The sequence below is a fragment of the Candidatus Thermoplasmatota archaeon genome, assembly GCA_034660695.1.
Taxonomy (GTDB): Archaea; Thermoplasmatota; E2; order UBA202; family DSCA01; genus JAYEJS01.
In genome coordinates this window covers 1-19103 of sequence record JAYEJS010000149.1, presented here as the reverse complement: position 1 = coordinate 19103, position 19103 = coordinate 1, and the positions used below count along the sequence as shown (strand labels likewise).

Here is a 19103-nt window from a genome sequence, read left to right as displayed (position 1 = left end):
GACCAACCATCCCAGTGGTGAACGAAATTTTCGAAAAAACCGTGTAGCTGCTTCATTCCCCTACCTATTTTGAATAATCCCCTCCTGTAATGCATGTTATCTTGTAGAACGGATAGCTCTGCATATATCAATATTTCTCGATTTTTTTTAGTGGGATCGAGTAACCCACAAAGTAGTATTAGGAGAAAGGATGGGTTAATTGGTAAGAATCACAGACCTTACGATGTTTGGATAGACATTCCAAAACTTGTTCCTGGTTTTATGGCGCAACCTGAAGTGGTATTGAAACCAGGCAAAAAGAAGGCTATGGTATTGCCAAACCAATTACCGGAAAAACTTGTCTGGCGATGTGTTCGAGCTAGTACAAAGGAAGGTGATTTAGTTGTTGACCCGTTCTTGGGTATGGGAACGACAATGAGAGTATGCGGCAAACATGGCAGAAGTTTTATTGGATTTGAAATTAACAAGGAATACCAGCAGCATCTCGAAGAACAAAAAATATTGCTAATTAAATTAAAGGAAAAGAAAAAATCAACTCAAAGTAAATTTCAATTAACCGATATAGTAAAGTGAATTTAGTCATTAAGAGCTAAACAGATGCTTAATTTGGTAGTTTATTTTAAAACTCAACAGCTCTTGCCTTCTCTTTAGCTCTTTTCTTTATTTTCTCAGTCAAGTTGTTTCCATGTATGTCTATCGTCACGGTCAATGGGCCAAATCTCTTGACTGCGAAAACCCATAATGCTTCGGGCATTCCCAGTTCATCCAGCCAGAAAACGTCTTTTACATGACTGACTGCTTTTGCAGCCAAGACTGCAACTCCACCTGTGAAAACGCAGTATACCGCCCCGTATTTTTTGCATGCCTCTGCAGTCATTATGCCCATACCTCCTTTTCCTATGATTATTTTTGTGCTAAATCTCTTTATGAATTCATGCTCAAAAGATTCCATTCTGCTGCTTGTAGTGGGACCTGCAGCTATTACCTCCCATTTGTCCTTCTTTCTCATTATAGGCCCGCAGTGAAATATTGCCCCTTCTGAGAAATTGACAGGCAGTTCCTTCCCATTTCTGTGCATTTCGATTGCTTTTTCATGTGCCTTGTCCCTGACAGTTATAACGGTTCCTGTCAAATACAGCATATCACCGACATTGAATTTGCTTATTTTTTCCTTTGTCAGGGGCGTTTCTATTTCATATTCCATTTTACCTCCCCATTTGAGTTTATAGTGATTCCAGCCCTTCTATCAGCCCAGCACTGTACCACGATTCCGACAGGCAGAGATGCGGGATGACGATGAGCTACCTCTATATGAACGTCGATGACGGTTGTCTTTCCTCCGAGTCCCATGGGCCCTATACCTGTGGAGTTTATAGCATCTATAAGTTCCTCCTCCATTTTTGCTATCTCTTTTATTTCATTCCTTTTTCCGACGGGCCTGAGCAGAGAGCGTTTCGCCAGCTCCATGGCAATGTCAGCCCCTCCCCCGATTCCCACACCCACAACGGTAGGTGGACATGGATTGCCGGCGGCATTCACCATCCAGTCCAAAATGAATTTTTTAGCCCCTTTTAATCCCTCTCCTGGCTTAAGCATCTTCAATGTCGACATGTTTTCAGAACCACCTCCTTTCGGAAAGGCTATTATTTCGCATTCATCCCCCTCTACCAGTTCCCAGTGGATGAAGGGTACATGCCTTCCAATGTTACCTGAATTTTTTTCGGTCAGAAGGTTAATGGCATTGGGCCTTAAGGGAACTTTTTCTGTTGCCTTTCTCACTCCCTCCACTATACTGTCTTTCAATATATCCATGTATGGAAAATTTATCCCAACTTTTACAAAAAATGTTTGTATGCCTGTATCTTGACAGAGCGGTTTTTTTTCTTTGCCTGCAAGCTCGATATTTTCAAGTATCGCTGAAAGCTGGGTTCTACCCGGCTCGACCTCATTATCTCTTGCTTTTTTTAAAGCATACACAATATCAGATGGAAGTTGGGTTACAGCTATCTCAATCATTTTGGCGATATCATCCGACAATACTTCTTTATCCATTTTGCCCACGGTAAGAACCCAAAATACCTTTTAAATTTATTGAGAAAACGGGAGGATAGGCAAAAAGAGCATCTAGGAGGGGATGGGATGCACTCTAACAACTACCAGCCTATCCTTCCCATAGAATGTATAGTTCTTTTTAATATATTTAACTTTCGGATTTTTGCGATGTTACATCTCAAATACCAGTTGGGGAGATTTCTCAAGTGTCACTTTGGGCATCTGTGCCTTGTAAGAATACCTTACCGTACTGTCGTATTCTTCTGCACCCGCTCTTTCAAGTTTCTTGCGTCCCCTATTTCGTGCCATTTCAAGGCTCATATTTATTCTCATCGCTTCCCCTTTTCCTATCCAGTTGACAAGAAAGTTCCATACAACCCCAGCACCGTAGGGTACCCCTTCCAGTATCATCGTCGTTCCTTCGACAGGATAATTCCACATGCCCGTGGGGTCATCGCCCAGCTTAGCAAGCGGTACGCCCATTTCTATCTCGTATTCTGGCGTAAAGGTCGGGTCTGCTACAATCCACTTGCCATAAACCAAAACTTCTGCAGTACCGTGCAGCATAAAAGTTCCAAATGCGTCATACCAGTCCTTTACAACTGGGGACACACCCACCATGGAATCATACATTGATTCTACAAGTGCAAGACTGTACAGCTTATACCTTGCTGATAATCCTCCGGCTCTGCACAATGCAGCAAAAAGCGAAAGCTGATGCAGGCATGTTCCGCTCCCCCTTTTCAGTGTGGCAACCGCCCCGTCGAGCCCGCCAAAAGATAACTTTATGTTATTTTTTACAAATTTAAACACGGCTTCAGCATATTCCATGTCGGATTTCTTGAATGCTCCGAGTTCATTTGCCAGGGCTATTATTTCAGGAGCATTAGATTCACAGAAATGCGTGGGCCTTAAGTACCTTTCATTTGATTTATTGTATGGCATTCCCTCCCTGTATTCCGGAATTTTATATGGAAGTTCAGGCTCTTTCATATTTTTCAAATACTTTTTTGCAATCCTGTTTGCTTTTATAAGCACTATTGGATGTTTTATTATCGCTTTAAGCAGTGCAGGAACTGTACGTATGACAATTCTAAACATTTTCCAGGGAATTATATATCCCTTCTCCTTTATTTCTACCAGTTTCTTTAACATTTTACTTGCTCACCTCCTTTAAATCGCTCAGAAGCATTTTTCTCATTTCCTCCGCGCATCCTCTTATCTCTTCGCCTGCCATTCTTTTTACTTCTGGCTCAAGTACTGGACCGGGGCGATCGCATACGGGGCATCTTTCCAGAAGTTTTACCCTATCTCCTGTGAAAATAAAGCCGGGATAACTCTGTGCCAGAGAATCAAGAAAAGCGAATTTTCCATACTCGCCGTATCCAACCAGCTCGTTGTTTTCATCGAGCACTAGAGGATGGTAATAATTATGCGGTATGTGGAAATAATGTCCTTCGGGACAATGCGCCATGAAACCGTTTCCTTCCACCATTCCATACAAATCAAGGCATTGTTTTTCAGGTATACCTATGAACTTCTTCACTTTTTCCCTGAAATCCTTAACGGGCATTCTTTTGTTTTCATGCACTTTCCATCCACCACCTGTCAGCACTGCCCCTCTCTCCCCGAAATCAAATTTTATTCCCTCCCTTCTCATTTTATCCATTATCATATTCAAAATGAACGGTGCCCCTGTGAAAAAGATTTTTTCATCTGTTTTTTCCAATTCTTCCATCCAATCTATAATCTCGTCAACCATTTTTTCATTCATTCTTTTTGATGCCAGCTTCATGAGTAATGCCATCGATCTTTCTCTCAATCCTTTTGCTCTTCCCATTGATATGCGTATCAGATCAGTTGTTATCTCCCTATCTATTGCCACCCTTACATTTTTTATTGCATCAAAAAGGACAGATGCTACTTTTCCCACATAAAGATTGGTTTTATGGGGATTAGGAAACAGCAGATAAGCATGAGAGTCATACTTCCACCAGTGGGATAACATCTCTATGCCCGACCTTGCAACTGAATATTCTCCAGATTCAAACGTTCTCTCGTCTCTCGGGACAAACGTAAATTTTCCGGTGGTGCCGCTGCTGTATGCAACAGTTACGTCCGCCCTGCCAAAACTTTTGACAACATCATCGAATGACGGATTTTTTTTGTCTATCGTAATTTTTGGTATTTCTCCCGTCATTATGTTCGCCAGCCATACCGCAAATTCCTTGCCAGACGGGTAATCCTTAAAAAATTTATGTGACAGAAGAGGAATTTTAGTCAGGTCATCGATGCTTTTTATGTCATCTGGCTTTACCTCATGCTCTCTACAAAATTCGTGATAAAATTTGTTATTCTCGTAATGTTTCCCAAAGGAATATCTTATGGCTTTAAGGCGGTACTTTTCTGCTTCTTCCACGGAAGTGTTATACATGCTTTCTGGTTCATACAATGCTTCATCTGCGGGCGTAAAACTACTCCTTTCTGGTATGTATGATTTCAATCTCTTGTCTAATTCGCCAATTACTGAACTGATTGCTATCTCCATTTTATCACTTAAGTAATCGCTCATCAAATTTCTATAAATAATACTTTTCTAAATAACGCTTTAAAGGAATTAAAATTTTTTTTAATAAAAGTAGTAGCACATATTCACTACCCCAAAAACAACTTTTATATAACACATCGTCATTCCGATGTCATCGCGATTGATATGGCATCTCAGGAAATAGTAAATTCGGTTAAAAAAGCACTGGATGATGAGTATAATCCTAAAAGAAAATTCAAGCAGTCTGTCGACCTAGTTGTAAATCTGAAGGATGTGGATATGAGTAAACCGGAAAACCGTATAGACGAAGAGATATACCTGCCAAATGGAAGGGGAGAAAAAGCAAAGATAGGTGTATTTGCAACCGGTGAAATGGCTTTGAAAGCTAAAGAATCAGCAGATATGGTCTTTAAACCTGAGGAGATGGAGGAACTAGCAAAAGATGCTAAAAATGCTAAAGGTGTGGCGGAAGAATATGACTTCTTTATTGCGGAGGCCCCTCTAATGCCAACAGTTGGTAAGACACTGGGCAGATTTTTTGGTCCGCGTGGGAAAATGCCGAGGCCGATTCCACCAAATGCGGACATATCGGCTGAAGTAGAAAAATTAAGAAATACCGTCAGAATACGGTCGAAGGATAAAACCACTTTCCACTGCATAGTTGGCAAGGAAGATATGGATGCCGATGCAATATCGGAAAATATCGAAGCAATTTTGAAAGTTGTGGAAGGTAAATTTGAAAGAGGAAGGATGAACATAAAGTCAGCATATGTGAAGTCTACGATGGGTACTCCTGTCAGGGTGATATGATGCCAGCAGAGTGGAAGATCAAGGAAGTTGAAGGATTGAAAGAGCTGATTGGTTCCTATCCCGTTGTAGGCATAGTCGGAATAAGAGGCATACCTGCGTCTCAGATGCATGAGATGAGAAAAAACCTCGGAGGAAATGCCATTGTGAGGGTATCAAAGAATAGCCTTATTCAACATGCTCTAGCAGACGAAGATAACTTATCTAAACTCTCCGAGTACATTGAAGGGGAGAGTGCCGTCCTGGCAACCGATATGAATCCCTTCAAGATTTTCAGACAACTGGAAAAAACAAAGATGAAAGTGCCCGCGAAGGGCGGTGAAATCGCCCCAGATGATATCGTCGTGGAAAAAGGGAAAACGCCTTTCAAGCCGGGCCCGATTGTGGGAGAATTTCAAAAGGCAGGCATACCGGCCGCCATCAGAGAAGGAAGTGTGGTTGTTGAAAAAACAGTAACGCTTGTCAAAAAAGGAGAAATTATACAGCCGCATGTAGCTCAGATGCTTACAAGGATGGATGTCTATCCCCTGGAAGTGGGACTGAACGTAAGGGCTATATACGAAGACGGTTTGATGTTCACTTCGGAAACGTTGGGCATAGATGTGGGTGAGATATCCAGTAACTTTCATACGGCAATTCATAATGCATTCGCATTGTCTCTGGAGCTGAAATATCCAGCAAAAGAAATTGTACCTCAGTTACTTCATAAGGCTTACTGTAATTCATTCACTCTGGCCCTGGAATGCGGGATGTACACCCCCGATACCATAAAAGAATTTATAAAAAATGTTCACCGGCAAGTATCAATTCTTGCAAAAGAATTAAAAACTGAAGGTGAATAACGAGGAAGGTGACATAAATGGAATATGTATATGGAGCGATGCTTCTCCACTCTGCCGGGAAGGAGATAAGCGAAGAGAATCTGAAGAAGGTTTTGGAAGCAGCAGGCATAAAAATAGATGATGCCAAGATAAAGGTGTTAACCTCATCCTTGGAGGACGTCAATATAGAAGATGTGATATCAAAGGCTGCTGTTGCCCCGGCTGCTACCGTAGCAGCACCTCAGGAGACAAAGGCTGAAGAGAAAGAAGAAAAGAAGGAAGAGAAGGCAGAAAAAAAGAAGGAAGAGGTAAGCGAAGAAGAAGTAGCAGAAGGACTGGGTGCTCTTTTCGGATAATTTTGTGCCCATTCCCGCTTTTCCTATTTTTCTAAATTCAGGCTAATGGTTAGCTCTGGTTTTTTATTTCCAGATTTCTAATGCCTGTTGTGTTTGGAGAATACTTGCAGCTGTTCCAAGGTATAGTTTGTCATTATAACCTAACTTCCGTATTTTTAAGCACATAAATTTAGCTTCTCCAAAATCCCCTTCTGTTTCTTTGTAATTTCTGTAAGAATCGTATGTGCTTATATTGTAAACGCATATCATTACATGTGGATTGCTATCGCCAGCATGAAAAATGAAGAAGTTCTAAGGAGAAAAACAGGCATTTAGGAGAATCAGGCAGCAATTATCGATCATAACATGTGCTTAAAATGTGGGAAGTCAGGTTATAAACTTTCATGTTTCTAATTCCATAATTTTCTGGTTCTCCGAATCTGTCTCCTCCCTGAAGAGTTACTTTGCTCCATGTAGTTCCATCGGAAGTTTTCCAGAGTTGACATACCCTTTCTAAAGAATTTTTGATTGCATGCTTAGTTTACAAGCTTCTTTTCCTTGAATGTGTAGATTTGTATTAAGTCCCGTTTCATTCGTTCCGTTAATTTCTTTATTACCATCAATATCATATGGTCTAAATGCTGGAAATGGATCGATACCAATCCATGGAATGACATAAAGTATCCTTCCACGGATAACATATGGCCCTATGCCAGTCCAGTCATCCCAGTAATTTCTGAGCCATATATTACAGAAAGGAAATTTAAGCGGGAGTAAATAAAGGATGAAAGCATTCTCCTCATTGTCTATGAAATTATTTTTCGCTATAAGGTTATGATAGCCATCGAGAAACACTCCCACATGATTATCCTCAAAAGAATTCTGCACAACAGTATTGTGATCACCTCCCGGGAGATCGATACCATATCCTTTACATCTGCTGATTTTGTTGCCAGTTATGGTGTTATAATCAGAACTCCAAATGCAAATACCCTCTGAACCCATATCAGTGATGGTGTTGTTAGCAACAGTGTTGTTATTAGAGTCATGAAGTGTAATACCGTGTCTAATAATGCTATGGCTTATATTATTACCTATAATCTTGGTATTGCTAGAATTTATACAACCGATACAACTCATAACTGAATGACTGAAACCATTATCTGAAACCAAACAGTTATTACAGCTACATATAGAGATAATACCATGTGCATATGAGGTACCGCTATTTTCCATACTAAAACCAGTAAGGATGACATCATCAGCTTTAATAATCATTACAGTATTTAGTCCTTGGCCATGAATGAATGGTTTTCCAGTATCGTTGCCAATTCCCAGCTCATATGGAATACCTTTTAATGTAAGATTGGGATTTGTTATCGTAATGTTACATTCATAGTAATCCCCGCTGTATACTTCTATGATATCACCGGGGTTTGCATTGGTAACCGCTTCTTTTATTGACAAATAATCTCCATCTCCTTCATTATCAACTGTGATAATATTGCCCTTTAATTCAGCCGCATCATCATATGAATCATCTTGTCCTCTCGTCCCTCCTATTATCTCTGAAAAGTTAACCCCCGCTACTGACAGCAGAAGAATAACTGATGCCCCAACCGCTATCGTGCTTTTATTCATACTATTTCATCTCCTATAGAAGAATAAACTAGGTTGATGTTCTTTTCCAAACCTCACAACCCTTATCAGGAATCAAAAGGGGTTTAACATGAAATGTTCCAACCCAAAGATCTCCACTACCAGTAGGATATTCTATCATTGATCTAGCGCCACTATTATTCTTGTCATTAAAACCATTCCCGATTTCGCCACTCTCATCTCCCACTTTTTGACTCCAACCGCTTCCATCGTAACACCATATTTCACAACCCTCAGTTTCAAAAAGAGGAATACCGCCCGTGCGTTGAATGTTCACTGTTCCAACCCAAAGTTTGTTGTCAGAAGTAACATTCATAGACCAAGCGTATTTGTTCCATGTCTTTCCAAATCCATCCCATGTCTCTGGATTTCCTGTATCATCCCCAATTACTGGATGCCAATTACTTCCGTCATATTTCCAAATTTCACATGCTTCTTGTGTCTGGAAAATGCTTGTTGCTGTACCAGCGTATAACTCACCACCGTAAACCTTCATGTTTCTAATCCCATAATTTTCCACTTCTCCAAAACCTGCATTCTTTGCTCCAGAAATTTGATACTCTGGATCGTTTCCAACTAACTGATACCAGTTACTTCCGTCATATTTCCAAAGTTCACAGCCATACTTAAAATTGAACGTACTAACATAGAGTTCATCTTGATAGACCTCCATATCCCATGCATATGTATTCCATTTATCCCCAAAACCATCTCCTTCTTCTGTAAGGGGTACCTGATTCCATGTGGTGCCATCATAGGATCTATAAATCTGACAGCCAGTATGCCAGTTCATCGTGCCGATGTAGAGATATCCATCATATTCCTCTATACTCCACGCCCCGAGGTTGTGCTTATTCCCAAATCCACTCGGTTTCGTAGCTGAAGGTTCATTTCCTACTACTTGCTCCCAACTTGATCCATCATACCTCCAAACCTCACATCCTTTATCGGGACTGTTAGCTGTTCCAACGTACAATTTACCTTTGAATTCCTTGATCGTAGCCGCGGCATAATTCATAGTGTCACCAAATCCACTGTCCTTATAAGCCTCAGGATTATCCCCAATTACCTGATGGAATTCACCAGTATTTGCATCGTAGTACCATACCTCACAGCCATCACTTGCAAGTGCTCTATAATGAAATAATAGTTCGTCAATCCCTGATATACCACCAGAACCCTGCAATGAACATGGTATTGGTCCCTCCTCCTCAGCATCCTCCATATATGCCTCCTCTGGTGTCGCCTCTCCAATAAAACTATCTACATATCCTGTTACCTTAACATCATCTATCGCATACCCGTCGTACGGGATATAACAGTTATCGTAAAACTGGAATTTAATTTTGAAATTATTGGTAATCTCCATACCAGCTTCATCTGCTTTCGCATCAATATCAATAACCGTACGGGTATAACTTTGTGGGCCGTTATTGAAAGAAAAGGCCTTATACCAAGTGCTCCCGCCATCATCACTGATAAAAACCCCGTCTCCTGCATGATCCTCATCCCCGAATTCTCTCCACCAAAACTCCAGCTCCACATCAGAAAAATGATTAAGATGCACTGTGAGAATCAACCGGGCATAAGAAAATCCTGCGCCATAGACACTGTCATCCAAAAGAACACTATACGAGCCTGAATGAGGATATGAAGTGCTGACACGAACTCTTCCCTGCCAAGTAGTTTCTGTTGACCAAACGTTTTCGCAGAGATCATCTTCAAAACCATCAGAGAATATCTCAACGGTTCTAAGCTTATTCAGGTTCTCCGTTCCAATAAACAGTTTACCATCATAGATATCCATTCCTCTTGTAGCAATATTAGAAATACGTCCAAACCCGTTTTCATATAAACCTGTCTCGTCTCCTATCATTTGTTGCCATACTTCACCTTCAGCTATCCATTCTACCTTATCAAGCCATCCGCAATCGCTACCAGAACTAACGCTCCCATCTTTTGTATATTTCCACATCAATTCGTGAGAGCCAGAGCTTATGCTATATGTTTTCTGTTGCCAGTCAACATTACCGCTAATTCCAGTTTGCTGAGAGCTATCTATGTAGAATCTTAGATAATCATAGTTTGTTTCGGAACTAACCTTCCAATAAAATTTCAAAGTTCCTTGTCCGCCAACCGTTGTTTTAATCCACGTATTTTGGTTATCACTTATATCTCCACTTTGTGCAGCATCTCCGCCATAATAATAAGTTTGCGTTTGGCCAAACCAATTTGCATTTCCGCCAGTTGACCAAGTTAGATCAGTATTATCAACTGCTTCCCCTAAAGATAATCCTGTGGTATACCCAATCACAAGTCGTGGACAATAACTACCATATTCTTTCGAATACATACATGGATTTGTATTCAGTCCCATCGACTGCTCATTCCGGTCTTTTATTAAAATTCCATAATTTGGCTCTCCATTTACTTTATCCTGCACGTATTGTGTGACATCTACATCTATCCATCCAAATGAAGAGGGTACAACGTAAGAGGAAAATGCTGTGGCATCATAATTTGGTTTATTATTCCAGGTTAATGTATTTTCATTCCATGAGTTTGCTACTTCATGCAAATCATTTGTTCTTCCAGCTGGATCTGCTTCCCACCATCTATAATAATACATTCTCAATTTTGCCGATGATACCGTTGCTCCAGAAGGTATGGAAGATAAATCAAATTTAATATATGTCCTGCAAATATCTTGAGTTCTTGGATTTACAGTGAAATAAGTGCTACCGCCGTAGACTGTACTAGGCTTCCAGCTTCTTGCGAAAGTATCATCTGTTGGATATTTTGTAACTCCAATTCCAGTGGTGCCTAATAATGATTCTGTACTCTCCCCGTAATTAGATTGATCAACTGGAAAAGATGATTGTGTGGAGTTTTCAATGTTGTTACCTGCATTCTCCACATATATGTCAATTTCATTTATGTTATTTGTTTCATCTGCTTCATCGATGACGTCATCAAAATCTACTTCTACAATTAATGTGTGATTGCCAGCCAATGCTACCCAGTTTATTGAAACGTTTATAAAGGTATTTACTGGAAGTGAGGCTACACTTTTAGTTTTGATTGTATTATCAGTTGTATCACAACTAAATTTGATACCGAAATTCTTTGCGTCTTTACACCCAACATTATCAACTCTTGCTGTAATGGTAATTATCTCTCCTTCCTTGAGAATTGCTGGTATATCTCCATTGATTTCTACCCATAAGTCTGGCCTTTTTCCACCTTTTCCCATTACTACATTTGCTGGTAGCAAAAAAGATACTGCTACTAAAATACACAAAACTCTTTTAACTAACTTTCCTCGCTTCATTTTACCACCAATACAATAATGGCGGGGGAAATATATATTGCTTTTTACCGACAAAATTGTGCTGAGAGAATAATGTGAATCATCAATAGCGCGGAAGATTGCTCGTAAAAAAAATACAAAACTACATAGAACAATATGGTGCACCTGAAGAAAAAGAAAGATGCAAGCAGATGAAATTACTGGACTTCTAAGATGTTCCACTGCTTGCAGCAGGGAGCTTTATTTTGTTTTTCAGATACTCCCTTATTTTACCTCTGTCGGTTGTATCAAAACCAAAATATTCATAAAAATATGTAGTGGTTTCGAGAATTTTCGTTCTTCCGTGCTTCCTGGATTTTATAAATCCAAACTCCTCGAGCTCTCTGGCATGTTCGTATATCTTGCTGCCAACCATATTTTTTATTTCAGATTGGACTACCGGCTGATAATACGCAATGAGTGATACCGTTTTCAGGAGTTTTTTCGGGACTTCAGTCCCAGAAAGCTTTTTTCCATATTCAGCATATTCAGAGCGAAGTTGCATTGCATACTTATCTCCTGCTTTTGAAACTTCAATGGATGTTTCCCCTTTCTTTCCTCTGGTCTCATACTCATCCATAAGGGATGTGACTGCCCCTACAACTTCCCTCTTTTTTAGATGAATGACATCACATATTTCATCAACTGATATCGGGCGCCCTGCAGAGAACAGGGCGGCTTCTACGATTCTATTGCTATTTTTTTTCATGGTGGATATTCTTTATATAAATTGTTCCGTAGGGAAAATCTTTCTGCCATATAACTATCTTCCTTTCCTTGGCAAGGAAGAGCAAAGATGAAATGGTCATAACTAATTCTTCTTTACTGTTTTTATTACATATCTCGCCTATGGAAATTGCCCTGCCGTTTAATTTACTGAGTTTGCCCAATATTATGCTTATTTCTTCTTCTATGTCCTCCTTGTGTGCATTTCCTTCGACTTCCTTTTCCGCCCGTTCTGAAAATATTTTCTGTTCCTCCTTCCTATGCTTTCTTCGTTTTTCTTTTATTTCTATCTCGTCCCTTACTTCCTCAAAAGCATTTACCAATTCTATAAGCGTTACTTTTCTTTCGCCCTTTCTCCTGATTTTTTCCTGGAGGGGGGCTCCCTTCTCTATCACTGCTCTTGTATAAAAGTAACTCTCGTCTTCCATATACCAGTCGGGTATTTCGTCCCACTCGCTCTCTTTCTCTTCCTTTTCCTGGAGCATGCTCACAATGTGGCCTGACTGGAGTTTCAGTACTTTCCATGCCATTAAAATTATTCTTCCCGCCGTCATTAAATCAATTATACCGGAATTCTTTACTCTCTTGAGATACATCTTTGAGAAAGAAACAAGATCTATGTCCCAGGGATCAAGTTGTTCGTCTATTACAAGTTCAAATGTGACTGCTATTGCCCTGTCAAATGAGTCTTTGATATAGGAACTGTTCCCGTCACCTGCCATCTCTATGTATTTCTCTATACTCTCCTTCTTGGTGGCATCTTCCCTTTGCATAAGTATATGATTAATTATTTCTTCTTTCATTTTACTTCAACAATTTCTTCCACCTGCGAAATGTTAACATTTCCTATTAGTGTTGATATGCCTTCCTGCATCGTCACTCCATAAATGTGGTCTGCTTTATTTAGCGTAACTCTTCTGAGCGATATCGTTACAAATTGTGTTTCCCTTGACTTTTCCTTCACCATACTTGCAACTCTTTCTGCATTTTTTCCATCAAGAAACATATCTACCTCGTCAAGTATATAGAACGGGGAGGGATCATATGACTGGATTGCAAAAATGAAAGCCAGAGATGCCATACTTTTTTCGCCCCCGGAAAGTGCGTTCAGGTGCATGATTTTTTTCTCCTTTGGCCTGGCTTTTATTATCAGCCCCCCCTCGAACGGGTTATCCGGATTTTCGAGCATGAGCGATGCTTCGCCTCCCCCCAAAAGTTCTTTATATATCCTCTCGAAGTTTGTCTTCACCGCTTCATACACCACATAGAACGAATCTTTCTTTTTCTTTTTTATTTCCTCTACTAACCTGATTAAATTCTTACGCTGTTCCTTCAGCCTGCGTATATCCTCATCAAACTTTCTCCTTCTCTCATCCTGCCTTTCATATTCTTCCAGTGCCATCATGTTTACTGGCAGGAGTTTTTCTATTTTCCTCTCTGCCCCCTTTATTTTTGCTTTCAATTCATCCATTGGGGCAAGCTCTTTTTCATTAAATTCATAGTTTTCCGTTTCCATCAGCAGTTCTGCCAGCGTTTGTTCCAATGTCGGCAGGCGAGATTTTGCCCTCGATATCAAATCCAAGGAAGTTTCCATTTTTGTGGAAAAAGAATCAATTTTATTTTCAATTTCCAGACTTTCCTTGTACATCTCATCTCTTTCCTTTGTCAGCCCTTTCATCTTTCCGAGCATATTCTTTTCCACTTCCATAAGGGCTTCCATCTTGTCCTTATTTTCCGAATATACATCTCTTAATTCTTTTATTTCAGAGTTATATTCCTCTTCATTATTTTCTATTTCACCTATTTTACTTTCTGTCTCCTTCCTTCTTTCCACAACCATCTCCATTTCTTTTGACAATGTTTTCATTTCAGATGAGATGTTCCTCTCCTCTTCTTTCAGATTCTCGATCTCGCTTCTCAGCCCCTCTATTTTATCCAGAATTTCCTTTTTACTGATTTCTTTCAAACCGATTTCCGTTTGCTCTCTTTCCCTTTCCATCTCCTCAATCAACGACTTCTTCGCATCTATTTCTCCTTCAATCTGCTTTATTTCGCCATTCAATTTTTCATATTCCTTTTCCTTCTTTTTCAACTCGTTCAGTATGATGCCCAATTTTCCTTCAAACTCCTTCTTCCTTATCTCAAGCCTCTCGACTTTGTCATCTTTTTCGCTTCTGAATTCTCTCAACTCTTTCTCCACGTTTGCCGTCCTTTCCCTAACCTCCATCAACTTTTCTGAAAGTAACTCCTGCTGGTGTGTCACCTCTGCCAGTTTTCTTCCCAGCTCACCGACTCTCCTTTTGTCCATGTCTCCAAAAGAAATGTGCCTTGGCGAACTTCCCCCAACCATAGCACCCGAAGCTTCTATTATCCCCCCATCCAACGTAACAAGACGGACGCCCCCCATTACAGAACGTGCCAAATCCAAATTTTCCATAACTATGGTATCTCCGAAAACATACCAAAATGCAGGTCTGTATTCCTCGTCAAATTTTACCAGGTCTATGGCGAAGCCGAGAGAGCCGTTCTCTTTGACCGTCATCAGTGCTTTTCCCCTGGGCTTTCCGGCTATCATTTTATTTAATGGCAGAAATGTAGTCCTTCCGTAATCATTTTTTTTCAGATAATTGATACATTCTGCGGCCACTTTGTCATTATCAACAACAATTGCTTCTGCCCTCCTCCCCGCCGCCACCCCCAATGCCATTCTGTATTTTTCATTTACGTCTCCAAGTTCTGATATGCTTCCGTGTATTCCCTTTATCTTTCCATCGTTTCTTACCTTCAATATCTCTCTTGTCGCTCTCGTATAACTGCTCGCATCCTCCTTTGCTTTTAATCTGGAGAGTTCCCTCTGGAAATGAAGGACATCTCTGTCCAGTTTCTGCAACATTTCAGAAATTTCTGCCTCTTCCTTCTTTCCTTCAAAAAGTTCTCTTTCCAGTTTTTCTTTTTCTTTCCTTTTTTCCTTTTCTGTCTTTCCGATCTCGCCTATCTGCCATTTTATGTCCTTTACTTCGAATTCGTACGTGTTTTTGTTTTCCTCTAGTTCTGATATTGCTATTTCAAGGGCATCTGTTTGCTGCAGCAGTCGGTCTTTCTTCAATTCTAACTCATGCAAACCTTTTCTTTCTACTTCATATTTCTTCTTTATCTCGGCAAGCTTTCTGGTTATGTCCATTGCTCTCTTGTCCGAATGGGCCACACTTTCCCTGATTTCTTCAAGTTTATTCTCTTTGATTTTGATATCTTTTGTTTTACTGGCAAGTTCTTTCTTCAGATCCCCTATCTTTTTACTGCAATTGCTTATATCCCTTTTTAACCTGTTGAGATTACTCTCAAGTTCTTTCCTTTCCTCCTTTCCGTCAACGATTTCCTTTGTAAAATAATTCAGTTTCTCCTTCGCCTTTATCATTTCCTCCCTGGCAGCATTTGCCTTTTCTTTGATTTCCTCTACTTCAGGTCCGCCCAGTCCTGCTATTTTTTCTTCGATATTCTGAAGTTCAATCTGTTTTTTTCTATAATTAGCTCTTAAAATCTTGCTTTCTTTTTCCAGTTTTTCCCTTTCTTTCTGATACGAATTAATCTGCTTTTCTATCTCCCCGATTTCTTTCTCCACTTCCGTTCTTTTTTTATATGAAAGCATCGCTTTTGATTTTTTCAGCTCTTCATCCAGTTTTTTGTATTCTATTGCCCCGTCTCTCTCATTTTTTAACTTGTTTAGCTGGCTTTTTATTTCTTTTAATATTATGTCCATATACTCAATATTTTTTTCTACCTCTTCTTTCTCTTTCTCAGATTTTTCTATATCCCTATCAAACTCTGAAACCCCGGCGATATCGTCAAGTATTCTTCTTCTCGGCACATCCCCCATTTCGACTATGGCAGTAACATCACCCTGCTGGACTATACTGTTGGCAGATATATTGGCGGATGAGAGCAGATGTACAAAATCTGAAAGAGATGAGGCTTTACCATTGATGTAAAAATAGCTGTAATAATTATCAGGATTATCATTGAGGGGGGCACGTTTTATTTTTCTCGTCAGAACTATGTCGTCATTCCCGTTCTCAAAAACAAGAGAAACTTTACAGTGGTCAACATCTTTTTTACCATTGAATATTAAATCGGTGAGACGTCCAGCCCTTATTATTTTCGGGCTTTTAGGGCCCAAAACAAATAAAATTGCATCAGAGATATTTGATTTTCCCGATCCATTGGGACCTGTTAAGGCGGTAAATCCCGGTAGAAAAGGTATTTTAACCCTTTTTCCAAAAGACTTGAAGTTTTCTAACCGCACTTCCTTAAGGTACATATGTCCCATCCCTCTAGGGGAAATAATATACACGTTGTATATAAAATTGTTGATGTTTATTTGGGTTCTGGTGCATTCTCACAAGAATTACTGAAAATACAAAAATATGGAAGTAAAAACTATAAGGCTGCCCCAAGATAAGTTAAACGAACTTAAAAAAATGGCAAAAGAGGAGGGAAAAACAGAATCCGAGACATTACAGAGCATCAGCATGATTAAGCAAATCATCAAATCCCTCCCATGGTAATTTAGCTGCCTTCATAAATGAACAGATAAGTTCCGGTCGTCTTTGCATCCTTCTCAATCCTTTATGAACCCCATTCATGAGATGGGTCGTATCTTTTGCACAGAAATTACCCAGTTCTCTTATCTTGAGATAATTCCAGACCCACCCATCAGGGTTCATATCTGGAGAATAAGGAGGAAGTCTATGCACTTCAAGCCGAGGATGTTTTTTAAAAAAATCCTTGACTTTCTTTGATCTATGCTGGGGAAGCCCATCCCAAAAGATTATGATTTTTCCTTTTATACATAGCAAAAGCCGCCTTAGGGCTGACACCTTTATTTTTTATCCAACTTTTTACAACAAGGCACAGGATGGAGGAAAGCAAAAGGAGATAGGAAATATGATAAATGAAATGAATGGAAGCATAATCATTTAAATACTCTGCTGATATAATTATTGACCAAAACGAGTGAATTAAAAGTCGAAATTCCTGAAGATTTGAAATTAGGAGCCATGGAATTAGGAAAGGAAGAATTAAATAGGATAGTTCGTAAAGCGTTGAGCGAAAGGTTGATGTTCAAAATTGCAGATGAATTGTTAAAAGAAAGTAAATTTACTGATGAATTAGCTTTAAAGCTTGGGGATGAACTTAAGGAAAGGGTTGCCAACAGACATGATCTTTAAATTTGGCAAAAAAACAAAAAAGGAAAGAGACAGAGACAGACCCCTTGATGATCGTGAAAATGTAAAATAAAAAAAGGAAGAGGGTATACGATGTGGAGAGTCAACAAAAACTATAAATTATAGGGTTTAATAGCATATTATGAAAGTTGAGTATGTATATAATGAAAAAGGTGAGAAAACGAGTGTTATACTTCCCATAGAGTTATGGAGTAAAGTAAGTCCTCTAATAGAAAAGAAGAGGGAAGAGAGGGTGCTAGATTTGTCTGAGTATAAAGGGATTTACAAAAATATGAAAAATCTTGATAGCGAGATTAAGAAGTTACGAGAAGAATGGATAAGGGGATGAAGAAATATTTATTAGACACCAACATCCTCATCTATTATTTTGCTGATAAAATACCTGAAAAAGAGATTAATAAAATAGAGGAAATTTTTAGGTTGGCGTAGGCATACTAAAGAAGGTTTTGAGAAAGCGAGGAAGTTCATTGATTTTGCAAATATAATTTCTCTCACCAATGAAATTGCAAATTTGAGCATAGATATAAGAAGAAAATACATTATAAAACTTCCAGATGCCGTAATTGCTGCAACAGCTCTAAGCAATGATCTAATTCTTGTAACGAGGAATGAGAAAGATTTTGATGGCGTTGAAGTAAAAATTTACAATCCATTCACATGAGAATTTAAATTCTACCAATCCTTAATTGGAATGCTGGCAGAATGATAGGATAAAAAATAAAAAAGAAAGAGAGGGAAGGATTTGCGATTGTACAGGAATCGCTTGCCTAGATTACGCATATGTAATCGCTACACTGTATATTACCGAGCCGCTTGCTGTATGGATAATTGTGAGAGTCTGTCTCATCTTTACTTGTATACGTATCACTGTTGACATAGACACATATCGTGTCTCCAGCATTTATTGCACCTGACATGGAACCTCCAGAACCGTTCTCTACTTCTGCAATAGTTCCTCCTAGTTTAAATTGTAAATCACTGTATCATGGATTTCCATTCACAGATTGTATCTGAAATATAACAATTCCAGCGTTTGCGGTCGTTGTTGTTATAGTGGGTGTGGTTGTCCATGTGCCCTCATATTTTGTATTTGCCTTATCCATACCATCCATGAGATGTTTGTTTCATTGTCAGTGCTACATTTGTTCCACCACCATCATCACCGAATCCGCTCACCCATACGTATATGGTTGCTGCCAGTACGACAGTTATGTCCCTTCACATTTTTCCTATTTTTGTCATTTTTACAGCAAGGCACGAGAGGGACAGGAAAAAAAGAAAGTTTATAAATCGGAGCAGTGATTCAAATGTCATGCAAGCGCAGGACATAGCCGAAATGAAAAAGGATATAGAAAAATTAAAGGAGGAGACAGAAAGACTGAAATTATTATTTGAAGACGCAATTCTTTCCAAAGAAGAAGTCAATTTTGTCGAAAAAACCATAGTAAAATTAAAGGAAGGAGATAGAAGCGAGTTTGTGAATATTGACGAATTAGATGAAATTTGATTTGGAAATTCACAGAAAGGCGATCAAATTTTTAGAAAAGTTAGAGGAAGTTACAA

The 19103-nt window shown here is 39.3% G+C and carries 19 protein-coding genes; 8 read left to right on the top strand and 11 right to left on the bottom strand.

Going from position 1 to position 19103, the window contains the following annotated elements:
• The first annotated feature begins 93 nt into the window (after nt 1-93).
• The gene (locus U9O96_08065) at nt 94-573 is read left to right on the top strand and encodes a site-specific DNA-methyltransferase (GenBank protein MEA2055040.1); all 480 of its coding nucleotides are present in this window, start codon (nt 94-96) and stop codon (nt 571-573) included.
• Between the two features lie 46 nt (nt 574-619).
• On the opposite strand, the gene U9O96_08060 is transcribed toward U9O96_08065, so the two are convergent.
• The 4 genes from U9O96_08060 to U9O96_08045 all read right to left on the bottom strand — a co-directional run bounded on the left by U9O96_08060 (nt 620) and on the right by U9O96_08045 (nt 4624).
• Nucleotides 620-1204, bottom strand: coding sequence for a FumA C-terminus/TtdB family hydratase beta subunit (locus U9O96_08060; GenBank protein ID MEA2055039.1), 585 nt, complete (start codon nt 1202-1204; stop codon nt 620-622).
• Nucleotides 1189-2052 (bottom strand): fumarate hydratase, encoded by an 864-nt coding sequence (locus U9O96_08055; GenBank protein ID MEA2055038.1) that lies wholly within the window; start codon nt 2050-2052, stop codon nt 1189-1191. Before U9O96_08055 ends, U9O96_08060 begins: the two co-directional genes overlap by 16 nt.
• Nucleotides 2053-2223: 171 nt before the next feature.
• A complete protein-coding gene (locus U9O96_08050) occupies nt 2224-3207 on the bottom strand; it encodes a transglutaminase family protein (protein ID MEA2055037.1) in 984 nt (327 codons plus the stop codon).
• Between the two features lies 1 nt (nt 3208).
• The gene (locus U9O96_08045) at nt 3209-4624 is read right to left on the bottom strand and encodes a hypothetical protein (protein ID MEA2055036.1); all 1416 of its coding nucleotides are present in this window, start codon (nt 4622-4624) and stop codon (nt 3209-3211) included.
• A gap of 141 nt (nt 4625-4765) precedes the next feature.
• Here U9O96_08045 and U9O96_08040 point away from each other — a divergent pair, with 141 nt between their 5' ends.
• The 3 genes from U9O96_08040 to rpl12p are packed head-to-tail and all read left to right on the top strand — an operon-like array spanning nt 4766 to nt 6584.
• Nucleotides 4766-5410: a 50S ribosomal protein L1 gene (locus U9O96_08040; protein ID MEA2055035.1), complete on the top strand. Its 645-nt coding sequence runs from the start codon at nt 4766-4768 to the stop codon at nt 5408-5410.
• A complete protein-coding gene (locus U9O96_08035) occupies nt 5410-6249 on the top strand; it encodes a 50S ribosomal protein L10 (protein ID MEA2055034.1) in 840 nt (279 codons plus the stop codon). Before U9O96_08040 ends, U9O96_08035 begins: the two co-directional genes overlap by 1 nt.
• A gap of 17 nt (nt 6250-6266) precedes the next feature.
• Nucleotides 6267-6584 carry a 50S ribosomal protein P1 gene (rpl12p, locus tag U9O96_08030; protein MEA2055033.1) on the top strand — a complete coding sequence of 106 codons (318 nt, stop codon included), beginning with the start codon at nt 6267-6269 and terminating at the stop codon, nt 6582-6584.
• A 492-nt stretch (nt 6585-7076) separates the two neighbouring features.
• Here rpl12p and U9O96_08025 read toward each other — a convergent pair whose 3' ends face one another.
• From U9O96_08025 to U9O96_08000, 6 genes are all read right to left on the bottom strand, one after another.
• Nucleotides 7077-8204, bottom strand: a complete 1128-nt coding sequence (locus U9O96_08025; protein ID MEA2055032.1) for a right-handed parallel beta-helix repeat-containing protein — start codon at nt 8202-8204, stop codon at nt 7077-7079.
• A gap of 28 nt (nt 8205-8232) precedes the next feature.
• On the bottom strand, nt 8233-11553 hold the full coding sequence (locus tag U9O96_08020) for a DNRLRE domain-containing protein (GenBank protein ID MEA2055031.1): 3321 nt from the start codon (nt 11551-11553) through the stop codon (nt 8233-8235).
• A 187-nt stretch (nt 11554-11740) separates the two neighbouring features.
• On the bottom strand, nt 11741-12280 hold the full coding sequence (scpB, locus tag U9O96_08015; protein ID MEA2055030.1) for an SMC-Scp complex subunit ScpB: 540 nt from the start codon (nt 12278-12280) through the stop codon (nt 11741-11743).
• A complete protein-coding gene (locus tag U9O96_08010; protein MEA2055029.1) occupies nt 12267-13100 on the bottom strand; it encodes a segregation/condensation protein A in 834 nt (277 codons plus the stop codon). Before U9O96_08010 ends, scpB begins: the two co-directional genes overlap by 14 nt.
• Complete coding sequence (gene smc / locus U9O96_08005) at nt 13097-16621, bottom strand: chromosome segregation protein SMC (GenBank protein MEA2055028.1); 3525 nt, start codon at nt 16619-16621, stop codon at nt 13097-13099. The genes U9O96_08010 and smc overlap by 4 nt, the downstream gene beginning before the upstream one ends.
• Before the next feature lie 187 nt (nt 16622-16808).
• Nucleotides 16809-17171, bottom strand: a complete 363-nt coding sequence (locus tag U9O96_08000; GenBank protein ID MEA2055027.1) for a transposase — start codon at nt 17169-17171, stop codon at nt 16809-16811.
• Nucleotides 17172-17294: 123 nt separating this feature from the next.
• On the opposite strand from U9O96_08000, the gene U9O96_07995 reads away from it, so the two are divergent.
• From U9O96_07995 to U9O96_07985, 3 genes are all read left to right on the top strand, one after another.
• A complete protein-coding gene (locus U9O96_07995; protein MEA2055026.1) occupies nt 17295-17522 on the top strand; it encodes a hypothetical protein in 228 nt (75 codons plus the stop codon).
• Nucleotides 17523-17661: 139 nt separating this feature from the next.
• Nucleotides 17662-17868: a hypothetical protein gene (locus tag U9O96_07990; protein ID MEA2055025.1), complete on the top strand. Its 207-nt coding sequence runs from the start codon at nt 17662-17664 to the stop codon at nt 17866-17868.
• Between the two features lie 138 nt (nt 17869-18006).
• On the top strand, nt 18007-18201 hold the full coding sequence (locus U9O96_07985; GenBank protein ID MEA2055024.1) for a PIN domain-containing protein: 195 nt from the start codon (nt 18007-18009) through the stop codon (nt 18199-18201).
• Between the two features lie 106 nt (nt 18202-18307).
• Here the strand turns inward: U9O96_07985 and U9O96_07980 are convergent, their stop codons facing one another.
• The gene (locus U9O96_07980) at nt 18308-18457 is read right to left on the bottom strand and encodes a hypothetical protein (protein ID MEA2055023.1); all 150 of its coding nucleotides are present in this window, start codon (nt 18455-18457) and stop codon (nt 18308-18310) included.
• A 395-nt stretch (nt 18458-18852) separates the two neighbouring features.
• On the opposite strand from U9O96_07980, the gene U9O96_07975 reads away from it, so the two are divergent.
• Nucleotides 18853-19047, top strand: coding sequence for a hypothetical protein (locus U9O96_07975; protein MEA2055022.1), 195 nt, complete (start codon nt 18853-18855; stop codon nt 19045-19047).
• The last annotated feature ends 56 nt before the right edge of the window (nt 19048-19103 follow it).

What these genes read in the sequence shown, in the direction of transcription:
- U9O96_08040 (MEA2055035.1), top strand. Translation starts at nt 4,766, where the DNA reads ATGGCATCTCAGGAAATAGTAAATTCGGTTAAAAAAGCACTGGATGAT.
- U9O96_08055 (MEA2055038.1), bottom strand. Translation starts at nt 2,052, where the DNA reads ATGGATAAAGAAGTATTGTCGGATGATATCGCCAAAATGATTGAGATA.
- U9O96_08065 (MEA2055040.1), top strand. Translation starts at nt 94, where the DNA reads ATGTTATCTTGTAGAACGGATAGCTCTGCATATATCAATATTTCTCGA.
- U9O96_07975 (MEA2055022.1), top strand. Translation starts at nt 18,853, where the DNA reads ATGCAAGCGCAGGACATAGCCGAAATGAAAAAGGATATAGAAAAATTA.
- U9O96_08025 (MEA2055032.1), bottom strand. Translation starts at nt 8,204, where the DNA reads ATGAATAAAAGCACGATAGCGGTTGGGGCATCAGTTATTCTTCTGCTG.
- U9O96_08020 (MEA2055031.1), bottom strand. Translation starts at nt 11,553, where the DNA reads ATGAAGCGAGGAAAGTTAGTTAAAAGAGTTTTGTGTATTTTAGTAGCA.
- U9O96_08010 (MEA2055029.1), bottom strand. Translation starts at nt 13,100, where the DNA reads ATGAAAGAAGAAATAATTAATCATATACTTATGCAAAGGGAAGATGCC.
- rpl12p (MEA2055033.1), top strand. Translation starts at nt 6,267, where the DNA reads ATGGAATATGTATATGGAGCGATGCTTCTCCACTCTGCCGGGAAGGAG.
- smc (MEA2055028.1), bottom strand. Translation starts at nt 16,621, where the DNA reads ATGGGACATATGTACCTTAAGGAAGTGCGGTTAGAAAACTTCAAGTCT.
- U9O96_08060 (MEA2055039.1), bottom strand. Translation starts at nt 1,204, where the DNA reads ATGGAATATGAAATAGAAACGCCCCTGACAAAGGAAAAAATAAGCAAA.
- U9O96_08050 (MEA2055037.1), bottom strand. Translation starts at nt 3,207, where the DNA reads ATGTTAAAGAAACTGGTAGAAATAAAGGAGAAGGGATATATAATTCCC.
- U9O96_07980 (MEA2055023.1), bottom strand. Translation starts at nt 18,457, where the DNA reads ATGTCAGGTGCAATAAATGCTGGAGACACGATATGTGTCTATGTCAAC.
- U9O96_08035 (MEA2055034.1), top strand. Translation starts at nt 5,410, where the DNA reads ATGCCAGCAGAGTGGAAGATCAAGGAAGTTGAAGGATTGAAAGAGCTG.
- scpB (MEA2055030.1), bottom strand. Translation starts at nt 12,280, where the DNA reads ATGAAAAAAAATAGCAATAGAATCGTAGAAGCCGCCCTGTTCTCTGCA.
- U9O96_07990 (MEA2055025.1), top strand. Translation starts at nt 17,662, where the DNA reads ATGAAAGTTGAGTATGTATATAATGAAAAAGGTGAGAAAACGAGTGTT.
- U9O96_08045 (MEA2055036.1), bottom strand. Translation starts at nt 4,624, where the DNA reads ATGAGCGATTACTTAAGTGATAAAATGGAGATAGCAATCAGTTCAGTA.